At 50.4% G+C, this 10670-nt stretch carries 12 protein-coding genes and 1 tRNA gene; 1 reads left to right on the top strand and 12 read right to left on the bottom strand.

Annotated elements, in window-relative coordinates; translation table 11 throughout:
* Positions 1 to 235: 235 nt before the first annotated feature.
* The 12 genes from A4E54_RS05610 to A4E54_RS05665 all read right to left on the bottom strand — a co-directional run bounded on the left by A4E54_RS05610 (position 236) and on the right by A4E54_RS05665 (position 10162).
* Complete coding sequence (locus A4E54_RS05610) at positions 236 to 1291, bottom strand: DUF5305 family protein (RefSeq protein ID WP_286724916.1); 1056 nt, start codon at positions 1289 to 1291, stop codon at positions 236 to 238.
* 35 nt (positions 1292 to 1326) lie between these two features.
* Positions 1327 to 2532, bottom strand: coding sequence for a signal peptidase I (locus A4E54_RS05615; protein ID WP_286724918.1), 1206 nt, complete (start codon positions 2530 to 2532; stop codon positions 1327 to 1329).
* A gap of 42 nt (positions 2533 to 2574) precedes the next feature.
* On the bottom strand, positions 2575 to 2766 hold the full coding sequence (locus A4E54_RS05620) for a hypothetical protein (RefSeq protein ID WP_286724920.1): 192 nt from the start codon (positions 2764 to 2766) through the stop codon (positions 2575 to 2577).
* Between the two features lie 139 nt (positions 2767 to 2905).
* A complete protein-coding gene (locus A4E54_RS05625; protein WP_286724922.1) occupies positions 2906 to 3427 on the bottom strand; it encodes a hypothetical protein in 522 nt (173 codons plus the stop codon).
* Positions 3428 to 3536: 109 nt separating this feature from the next.
* A complete protein-coding gene (locus A4E54_RS05630) occupies positions 3537 to 4040 on the bottom strand; it encodes a hypothetical protein (RefSeq protein WP_240084552.1) in 504 nt (167 codons plus the stop codon).
* A gap of 65 nt (positions 4041 to 4105) precedes the next feature.
* Positions 4106 to 5245, bottom strand: a complete 1140-nt coding sequence (locus A4E54_RS05635) for an aminotransferase class V-fold PLP-dependent enzyme (RefSeq protein WP_240084551.1) — start codon at positions 5243 to 5245, stop codon at positions 4106 to 4108.
* Between the two features lie 104 nt (positions 5246 to 5349).
* Complete coding sequence (locus tag A4E54_RS05640; RefSeq protein WP_240084550.1) at positions 5350 to 5613, bottom strand: putative Se/S carrier protein; 264 nt, start codon at positions 5611 to 5613, stop codon at positions 5350 to 5352.
* A complete protein-coding gene (gene tsaA / locus A4E54_RS05645; protein ID WP_240084548.1) occupies positions 5613 to 6467 on the bottom strand; it encodes a tRNA (N6-threonylcarbamoyladenosine(37)-N6)-methyltransferase TrmO in 855 nt (284 codons plus the stop codon). Before tsaA ends, A4E54_RS05640 begins: the two co-directional genes overlap by 1 nt.
* Positions 6468 to 6532: 65 nt before the next feature.
* The gene (locus A4E54_RS05650) at positions 6533 to 7270 is read right to left on the bottom strand and encodes a hypothetical protein (protein ID WP_240084547.1); all 738 of its coding nucleotides are present in this window, start codon (positions 7268 to 7270) and stop codon (positions 6533 to 6535) included.
* 83 nt (positions 7271 to 7353) lie between these two features.
* A complete protein-coding gene (locus tag A4E54_RS05655) occupies positions 7354 to 8025 on the bottom strand; it encodes a MotA/TolQ/ExbB proton channel family protein (protein ID WP_240084546.1) in 672 nt (223 codons plus the stop codon).
* Between the two features lie 539 nt (positions 8026 to 8564).
* On the bottom strand, positions 8565 to 9494 hold the full coding sequence (locus A4E54_RS05660) for a methylenetetrahydrofolate reductase (protein WP_240084562.1): 930 nt from the start codon (positions 9492 to 9494) through the stop codon (positions 8565 to 8567).
* Complete coding sequence (locus A4E54_RS05665; protein WP_240084561.1) at positions 9470 to 10162, bottom strand: methylenetetrahydrofolate reductase C-terminal domain-containing protein; 693 nt, start codon at positions 10160 to 10162, stop codon at positions 9470 to 9472. Before A4E54_RS05665 ends, A4E54_RS05660 begins: the two co-directional genes overlap by 25 nt.
* Positions 10163 to 10588: 426 nt before the next feature.
* Here A4E54_RS05665 and A4E54_RS05670 point away from each other — a divergent pair.
* Positions 10589 to 10666, top strand: a tRNA-Pro gene (locus tag A4E54_RS05670).
* The last annotated feature ends 4 nt before the right edge of the window (positions 10667 to 10670 follow it).

Here is a 10670-nt window from a genome sequence, read left to right on the forward strand (position 1 = left end):
GACTGTCAGCGACGGTACCAGCCCATTGGGACTGTCATTGGCCTGGTTGGCGGCGCCGGCCGGGCCGGGCAGGACCATTGAGAAGACGCTGCACAGCAATGCCAGCACGGCAAGAAATGTCACAAACTTTCTGTACTTTAGTTTTGATCCCAATTGCATTAGCCGCAATTTCTTTCTCCCCCTTTCACGCCACTTTATTAACCGGTCATATCAAAAAATTTCAATATCAGTCAACTTAAGTGACGTCGTTATCGCGTTTCATTTCATAGACAAACACCTTGGGTTCGTCGAAGACATAAAATGACGGAACTTCGTTGGTCTCCGACAAGGGCCGGTAAACGAGGGGTTTGTTCAGCTCATCGGCAATCAGCGCCAGGTCGTCAACCGACCTGGCCGGTACCGCGTTTCCAATGAGTGCCGATATATCCCCGTCAATGGCCGCCATGCGGAAGCCATGCTTTTTCACGATCTGCCTCACCCTGGCCTCCAGCGGATCGATGTGTCCCGCCCTCCCGCCGGTTAACCAGAGCAGCAGGACCAGCACTAAAGCGCTGATGCACGCGACAGTGCCGTATGGGGCCACCTTTTTCCAGCTTACCCGGACCGGCACGGTCTTGACTGCCGTGATGGCGCCCGGCTTTTCTTTCACTGGCTCCCCGCCGATCTCAAAGGCTTTCCGGACCAGGGGCACTACCAGGGTTGGCGCCAGTTGCTCCTTAACCTGCCCGCCGTCCGCCGCTGCTTCCACGGCCACGTTCCAGCGCACGGTCATGCTCACCTCGTCCGGAATCAACTCCGAATCCCTGATTACGGTGCTGGCAAAAGCGTTGTAATCAGGCAGCCGCAACGGCAACTCCTCCTGGATGGTAATTGTTTGCTCCTTGCCGTTAAAGGCTTTTTTCGGCAAAAGCACGAATTCCCTTTGCCATACTTTTTTACTGTCTTTGCCGGCCACGGCTTCCACCACGGCGACAATTTCATACTCTCCTTTGACCTCAGCGACCCGGTCGGCGCTAAACGTATACTTGAAAGAGGTATTTATATAATCAACAAAGTTTGTTACATACATGCTACCCGGCCCGAGGCTGCTTTCCGGGTAAAGCTTATTGGACTTAAAGTAGACCCGGTAATCGACCCGGGCATTCTGATTGTACGAAAACTGAGGCACTGTCTGTTCCACCACGCCCGGCCAGGCCAGGGACTTGAGCAGCATAAACAACGTTGCAGCCAGAAGAATTGTACACGCAGCTAGGCATGCCAGTCTGATTTTTCTGTCCATCTGATACTTCAAGCCTTTCAACTCCGTGCCGCTGAATTGAATTTATCTCAAAATTCTGTTCCCTGTGAATTTATTCCAGGCTTAATCGCCCCTGTCAACATTTTTACCAGTAAAGTGGCCCAGCCGATTTTTGGGATGACAAAAATCACTTTGCCCTTTACCTGCTGCGGGCTGACCAACTCCGGGTCCGGCCCGCTGTTGTTGTCTCCCTTGGTCCGGAAAACCTTTACGCCGTGATCCTCCTTGATCTCAAGCACCCGGTGGGTGATCAGCATCTTGTCCCGGTGGAAATGAATCACATCACCGATCCTGACTTCATCTCCGGTTATTTTTCTGAGCAGGACAATATCGCCTCTTTTGATCCCGGGCATCATACTGCCGCTTAAAATCACCGACGGGTAATAGGCGAATATCCCCACTGAAAACCAGACCAGCAATACGGAAGCGACGCTGGTAATAATCCACCCGGCCGGATTTTCTTGGGCAGCCTTGCTTCTTCTCAGGTCCCTGGATTCCAGCAGGTAGAGCCGGTGGAACATGAACAGGCTGAAGCCTGGAATGAACGTGCCCAAAAGAGCCTTAGTCGTCCAGCTCGGGTCCGGCAGCACCGGGCAGAACCATTGGAACGCCTGCAGTGCACCGCGGTAAATCAGGGCCGGCAACGGGCCGCCCAGGTAAGCCAGGTAGGAGGCGGCGGCGTTTTCAGCAAGCCCCGGCAAGATGACGCTGCCGGCCACCTTGGCGAACTCGAAACCGGTCCGGAAGCCGGTTAACATGCTGAACGGAATATTGAGGACCGTGAAAAAAACCACCAGCAGTCCCAGCTTCAGATGCAAGCATCGCTTCACCAGTCTATGAATCAAATATGCCCGGGCAATCTCCATACCGGCCAGGAAAGAGCTTACGTAAACGATGTTGCTGGTTATGCCTAAAAGTGTAAATGACGAGGGGCTTTTGCCAAAACCTTCCACCATACCGCCAACCAGTTGGAATATAATGTAGAAACCGGCGCTGAGCAACGCCAGCCAGTTCAACAGGCGGCGCAGGCGCAGTTTTCCGGCAATCCCTGTACGGGGCAGCCACCAGACAAAGAAAACCACCGCTGCCCAGCAAAACGGCTGCACAACGTAGGTGAGAAAAAAGCTGCCCTCCGTTTGCTCAATAGGCATGTTAATGATCACGTACATGCCGATTAACATGGTTAGCAGAATAATGTAACAATATCTTGTACCCGCGCTATTGCCCTTTGCCATCGCAACCCTTCCAGCCTTTCACGCTTACAAGTACGAGGCCAGTCATTCTGTCTGGTAATCCGGTCTGATATCCCCGATGGCCGCAGGATAATTGCCGGACGTGATTTCTGCGGCGGAATGCTGCTCCTTATTCCAGCTGCCCGTGTGGATCTTGCCGGTGATCTCCGTATCATGCTCCCAATAAGCCATGCCGTCAGGCAAGAGCGTGAGGGCAACGATTACCGTTAAAATCAATAATAGTATTTTTATCCCATCATCTCCTCATCTCTTAGCAAGTTTGTTATTGCCGCCTGCTGACGCGGAGTGATTATGCAGCTGCGGGACAAGGACACCCCCGTCCCGCGGAATTAATACTATTTTAAATAAGTATTTTTTACTGGGCGGCCTGGGCAGCGATGATGGTGACTTTGTAGTGATAAGTTTGCTCCTGCTGAGCCGCGTCGGTTACCGCATGGGTAACGGATGCATCATAGGTGGCGCCCGGGGCTATTACGGTATTGGCCGCCAAAGTGGAAGTCAAGCTAAGCTCGGCATCATTACCCGCCTTATCAACCACTTCAGTCACTCTCACGGGGATGGTACCGTTATTCTTAATGGTATAGTCGACTGTTGCATTGTAACCGGGATAGCCATTGGTAACAGCTACTTCGAAGTCCTTGACGCCGTCCGCGCCAATAACCGTGGGAACCTCAGTGCGGCCTGCGTCTATTGTTTTGCCGGGGTCAACGGTAGTACCCGTATCATTAGAAGCCGCAGCCGTAAAAACGGTATCCAGGTAACCGGTCTGGACATTACCGTTAATGGTAATATCCTCGGACCACGCCGCATAGGCGGCGCCCATTAGGACCAAGGCTACCACCATAACCAAACTTAGTAATTTGACATTTTTCATCATAGAACCCCCTTCGAAATTGTTCTGCATATTTTAATACCACAGTAAACTGAACAGCTTTATGCTTTATAACCACCTCCTGCAGTGTTTTAGCGATACGGTAAATTAACGTCTATTTCACGGCATCCCATTGCTGAAAAGCGAGATCTACCGTGAAAAGGTAATCGCTATTTTCATCTACATTTCCCACGGTAAGCCAGAGGTCGCCGTATTGACTCCCGCCCGCCCCGCCGATAATGCCCTGGGTATCGCTGATCCTTATAGCCACTTCCGGCGTATTATTGTCGATGCGGGCGGTGTAACTTACCGGCACCGTCCCCTGGTTGGCTACCTGAAAACGAAAGTGCGCATAATAACCTGGGTAAGCGTCATATATCTGGAGGATCAGCCTTTTACCCTGGCCATCCAGCATCGCTTCGGCGCGGCCCGGGAAACAATTTTCCACCACTGCGCAGGAGGTGAACTGAGGGTCGATATACCCCGTCGCAACCACTCCCTCGACCTGCAACCCGTTTTGCCAGGCAGCGTAGCCCACTCCGATGGTATTCAGGGCTATCGCCAGGGCGATACAAACTATACCGTAGCTACGGGTATTTATTACTTTACGCCACACCATTTAATCAACTTCCCTGTTTGACGCATTCCGCTCAGTCACGGTAACGAAAGATAAAATACCTGTTTCTACGTTCCGGCGATTGCCTGCACCGCCGTCAGCGCTTTGTCAATATCCTTGATAGTATTAAAAAAGCCGATACTGAACCTAATCGTGCCCGTCTTTTGCGTTCCTATGGTTTCATGGGCCAGGTAGGCACAGTGCAAGCCGCCTCTGGCGGCAATATCGTATCTTTCATCCAGTTCACGGCACACCTCATGGCAGTCCTTTCCGTCGATCGTGATCGATACAACACCGATCCTTTGCTCACCATTGCCGCATCCGTGCACCCTGACTTTTTTCATTTCACTAAGTCCGTCAAGCATATATCCAGTAAGCCGGTTTTCATGATTTCGGATATTTTCGATACCCGTTTCCAGGACGTATTTAACTCCTTCACTCAGTCCCGCAATGCCGGGGGTGTTTAATGTGCCGCTCTCAAACCGGTCGGGGAGAAAATCCGGCTGCCAGGGACTTTCCGAAATACTGCCCGTGCCGCCTTCCTTCAGCGTATCCAGACGCAGCCCCGCACGGACATACAAACCGCCCGTGCCTTGCGGCCCAAACAAGCCTTTATGCCCGGCAAAAGCAAGCAGGTCGATATTCATCAGCCCGGCATGCACGGGATAGCTGCCTGCCGTCTGCGCGGCGTCCACCATGAAAAAAATATTATGCTTTTTCGCCAAGCGTCCCAGACATGCCAGATCATTGACCGTACCCGTTACATTGGAGGCATGGGTAACAACCAACAGCGTTGTATTCGGCTTAATTCTCTTTGCAATATCCGTAGGGTCAATCTTCCCTTGTAAATCCGCTTTTACGATGGAAAGTTCCACTCCCGCAGTTTCCAGTTTTTTAAGAGGACGCACCACTGCGTTATGCTCCATGCTCGAAATGATCGCATGATCACCAGACGCTAAAAGTCCTTTAACCGCCAGATTGATGGCCTCGGTCGCGTTGCTGGCAAAGACGATCCGCAGCGGGTCCGTTATGCCGAATAACCTGGCGAGGTTCTCCCTGCATTCGAATATCTTCTCGCTGGCCTTCATGGCCATCCTGTGTCCGCTTCTCCCTGGGTTGGCCCCATATTCTTTGACGCACTTAATCATTTCCAGATGCACTGTTTCGGGCTTGGGCCACGAAGTGGCCGCATTGTCAAGGTATACCATGCGAAAACCCTCACTACTACGTGATAATATTCACTATCGATAGAGCGTCGCGTCGTATTTTCCTTATTTATTCCTTGGCTAGTTATAGAACGTTCATCGGTGGTTCACTCGATTCGGGTATATGTATTGCTTCCGTTTTCTTGACTTTCCTCTTGGTAAATACCATTGACGGCTATTCCTAATTCCCGTGCCGCCTGCTTGACCGGCAGGAGCTTGCTCTCCTCGAAGCGGAGCGCAAAGCCGCACCCGCCGGTGGAAATGCATTGTGGAGCGCGAATCATGCCAATATACTCGCCACACCGGTTTAACAGGCTTTTTATTTGATTCACCTGATGCACGGAGGAAAAAACCGCCAGATAGTACCCCATTACACATCCTCATGATTAAGCGTTTGCACTGTGGCGAACAATATATTCTCGCCGACTTCCAGCACCTCACCGGCGCCTGAGTAAATATGATCATTGAGCATGATTGTTACTTCATTATCTTTACCTACAAGCTTAAGTTTCCACTGTCCCGGCGACGTGTTGCGTTCTTCAAAAATCATATTACCCCGCAAGACACTGCACCCGGTTACTCCTTCTATTCCCTGCGCGAAAAAATGCCCGCCGGCCACTTCCGCTCTGACCGCTTCGCCGCGGCCGATACCGATGGACTGCAACGCTTTAGCGCCCGTTCTGAGCCCCAGAGTCAGCCCGACGTTGACGGTATCCCAGTGAAAATGCCGGGAAGTGGTGCTCAACTCATTCCCCATGCACCAGTTTAATGGGGTCTCCGCTAATGGAAACGCGTCATAATGGGGAATATAAATTTTTATATCCAGGACGGGAGTCCCGTCAAGCGCGTCCAGCCCTCTGACATAAAGACGGTTCCCTTCGCATCTGATCAGTTCAACCACGCACGACCCTATCGCTGAAGGACGGGACGGAGACCGGGTGGAGTAAACCCCCTGGCAGACCGGTTCACTGGCAAAAGGGAGCGTTAGCGGCAGTTCATCCTGCTCCCACTCAATCAGATCCAACCAGTCTCTCCTGCGATGCTGGTGATAGATCACATGGATATGTGAAAAGTATTCAATACCGATGAGAGCGTCTGTAAGCTCTTCCCTCATGTAAATCATGCTTTCACTGTTATAGTCATAAGTGCGGCTAACTTTTTTAAAATCGGAGACAACAACGCCGATCGGCTTGATGGATACCGGTTCTTTCGGAACAACGACCACGCACATCAGCCTCCTGCAGATTCAATTTTTATTTGATCGCCGCAGGTCACCAGCCGTCTCACCCGCTAAAAACAGCCCAACCTGCAGTATGTTACCCTATAACCGTGTTCATCACATACATTGCCTACCAAAGGCAAACTAACCCCCAGCTTTCCAGCCATTCTGTGGGCCTGTGCACAGCTGATCAGTTGCTCTGGATACTGAGACTCCAATATATCTTTGATTTCATCTCTTTTTTTTATATAATCAGCAAATAAAACCTCCAGGCCGACTTTTAGGTCATTTGACAAACCTTCCTGAACATTTTCTAAAAAAACGGGGATATCCGGACCAATCGTTTTTAATCTGGCTGCAAAATCCCTGCATACTTCACTTTCCGAATCAATCAAAACAATGATATCCGCCATATATATCCATTCCAAAACCTGTTCCCAGCCCACTGGCAGCTGCATCACAACAATTTGCACAGCCCATGGGAAGTCGGTTATGCCATCACATCCTTCAAGTAAAACTTTTTCAAATTTCTTTTCCTCGTCGAAAAAAAACATTTGACGCACCATTCTTCGCAGTTTAGCATTTGGTCCCCGGAGTTCCAGCAAGGATTCTGATGGATTCCAAGACTCCTCAATGTCCTTCTGCAATTCTCCGTAGCCCGCAGGTTGACATAATTGCAACCGCGCTTCAGCTAAATCTTCGTGGGGAATTAACTTGACCACCATGAAATCATTAAATAACTTTACAAGCGCAGGCCCAAATTCTTCTTCTCCTATGGCGCCTATGCAATTTAACGCTACTGCCAACATGAACAAAAACCATCCTTTTACAAAGTATTGCCCCTCTACCGGACCTCTGCGATTTCGATTGCACGCGTCAGAGAATGAACTTTTTAAATACCTTGCGATTCCTGCTCCTCAATCTGCTGGCCGTTAGTAAACACTTCCAATAAGCTTTCCATTAAAGCCTCAAGAGAACTCAAGTAATCCTCATACCACCTTTTCCGCAAACGCGAGATGGCAAAGGCGACACCTGCAGCTGCCAAGCCGGCTACCGTGGCATCAAAGGCAGTAAGCAGAGAATCGGCCAGTGTCTTGGTATCACCTTGGCCAAGAGCGATCATGCCCGGGCCTAGCGGAATCAGGGTTGCCATTAATCCGAACATAGGCCCCAGACGTGCCACCAGGTCAGTTCTATTTGTAACCTTGGCATAATGCAGTTCCTCGCCGACCAGTAACTTGCGGGCTACAGCTTGCAAAGAGGCGGCGGGTAGATTGCGGTGTTTGATTAATTCACTGAGAGCATCCTTCTGGCGCCGGAACAGATGGCTGTTGGCAACTTCATCCATAAGCTCCCCGGCATCTTTGCCCTGAAAGGTGTCAACCAACTCCGGCACATTAACTTTCTTTCTGCGCCGCTCCGTGAGGGCTTCCACCAGCAGTCCGCCCATCTCAACCACTACCAAAGCTATAAACAGCAACAAGATAATAATGGCGGGGATCATTAAACCGGACGAAATGTTATGCATCGTATCTCTTAAGGGTATCAAAATAGATTCTGCCATCTTGCTTTATCGCTCCTTTACGTATCTCTGCGCTATTTTACTTACACTTTATAACTAGTTTGTTCATAATAAACATGTCATCTTCTACTCAAATCGTGCTGCCATCCGGCTGCCATTACAAAAATAATGATATCCAAATAATACAAAACCCAACAGAACAAATAAGGAAAGAACAATAAACAACAACGCATTAAACATAACATAATAATAACCATCGCTAACGCAAAAGTCAACAAAAAAAACCAGCTACTATAACCGATTACCTACAATGACATAAAATAACACTATACAAAGCCACACAAATAGACATAATTATGCGTTTTGCTTGCCTATGGACCTTTAATCACCGGCAATTAATATTTTCCTCATCGTTACCAGTGACGCCCTTGCCTACGGGTTGTCTTCCCGCTGGTTGGGCGGCAGGATTTCTTTCAACCCATCGGCTCGGCAGACATGCCGGGCAAACATAAAAAGGAGCCTTTAAGCTCCTTTTATATTTCCTCGATTTTATATTTTAATTTTATCAAGCCGGCGTTATTTCAGTCGATTACAGGCCGGGGATACAAACCGGAACCCTTCACAATATCAGGCACAATTTCCGGCCAGGAGATGGCTATAACGTGAAACCCGGATACTCCCTTAACCTTCTCCTTAATATACCTGATTTGTTCAAGACAGATATTCTTGCCCTCTTCCCGGGGGTCTTCGGCGCTTTTCAGGCGCCGGACGATCTCGTCCGGCACAATCATGCCCGGCACACTGGTTTGCAGAAACCTGGCCGCCCGCCAACTCTTCAGGGGAGTAACCCCGGCCAGAATATAAGCTCTTTCGTGCAACCCGCGCGCCACACACATTTCCATAAACCGGGTGAAACGTTCCAAATCATAAATGGTCTGTGTCTGAATGAATTCAGCCCCGGCGTTGATCTTTTTCTCCAGCCGGTCAACCCGGTATTCGAACGGGTCGGCAAACGGGTTAGCCACCGCGCCCACGAAAAACCTCGGTTCCTGGCCATTGAACGCTTCCCCGGAAAAAAACAATTTTTCATCCTTCATCCGCCTGACCAGCCTGATCAACTGGATGGAGTCCACATCGTAGACATTCTTGGCCGTGGGATGGTTGCCGAACATCTGGTGGTCGCCGGAAAGGCATAACAGGTTGCGTATGCCAAGGCTGTATGCCCCCAGCAAATCACTCTGGATGGCAATCCGGTTGCGGTCCCGGCAGGTCATTTGCACAACCGGCTCAACACCCTCCCTGAGTATATGGATACCCGCGCCGATGCTCGACATCCGCACCACGGCCGTCTGACAGTCGGTAATATTGGCCGCGTCCACGGATTCTCCCAGCAGGCGGGTCTGCCGAATAATCATTTCAGCGGATGCGTGCTTCGGCGGGCCAATCTCGGCAGTTACCGCGAGCCGGCCGCTTTTGAGAACCTGCTTTAGTTTGCTTCTTCCGTATTCGATCCGTTCCTCACTTCCTCAATGACCATTTTGCGCGGCCCGCCGTCCCGGGACCTGGACCAGTCTTTCGGCGGCACGATTTCTTTGAGCGTGTCCAGGCGCCCGAGAATTTTCAACCGGTCGTGGATTAGTTGCCAGGCGCAGTCAACATCCCTGTCGATCTCGCATTTGCCGTTCTGAGAACCGCCGCAGGGACCGTTCAGAATGCTCTTGGCACACCGGATGACCGGGCATATGCCACCGGTCAGGCTTAAGACGCAGTCGCCGCACAAGCCGCAATACTCTTCCCAGACACCGTGCTTTTTGGCACCGCCGGCAAACCTGGTATTCATGGCGGGAACCACATATTTGTCTTTATAGCGCCCGGCCAGGTATTGGGGACCGATCCCGCAGGCCAGCGATATTATCGCGTCCACATCCCTGACCACACTGTCCAGGGCGTCGATATACTCCGGCTCGCACTGGCGGGTGACCACGCAAACGACAGTTTCCAGGGGTCTGCCTTCCAGGCGGCGCTTAATCCTCAGCGCGCTCGCCAGAATTCCTGTTTCCTTCTCTCCCCCGGTCAGACAAACAGTGACACATCCGCCACAGCCAACGAGCAATACCTTATTACAGTTTTCAATGTAACCAGCTATCTCGGCAATCGGTTTTTGTTCAGCTATAATCATATTGTTTTCCGGTTTATTCCTTACCGTATTCCTGACATAACATTGTTCCCGACCCAATACCTTAGTCAAGTGAACAACTAACAACATCATGTTCAGGTAGCGACACTTTGTTCCTAGTATAGTATTGGAAGAAAGCAATGTCAATTCTTAAACTGAAAGCGGTAAAAAGTGCCGCCGTTACCGGTGCGGGTCATACAATACAACGTTTAGAACATCGTAAAAGACCGATGACAGAGGGCGCTCCGGCCGACACCTTCTAAAATAATCAAAAACGGTATATTTACGACTTTTTCTGCACATAATAGAATTACTCCTCTTTGGTCAAGCTTTGGTGAGTTCTATCTCTCCCCGTCCAGCATATAGCTGGACATTTTTTTGCTCTTGACGCTCAGCGTTAGTTTGATTATAATAATTATCATGCATAACCGGGATGTAGCGCAGTTTGGCTAGCGCGCTTGCCTTGGGAGCAAGAGGCCGGGGGTTCAAATCCCTCCATCCCGACCAGAGC

This window comes from Pelotomaculum sp. PtaB.Bin117 (genome assembly GCF_002067195.1).
Classification (GTDB): domain Bacteria; phylum Bacillota; class Desulfotomaculia; order Desulfotomaculales; family Pelotomaculaceae; genus Pelotomaculum_D; species Pelotomaculum_D terephthalicicum.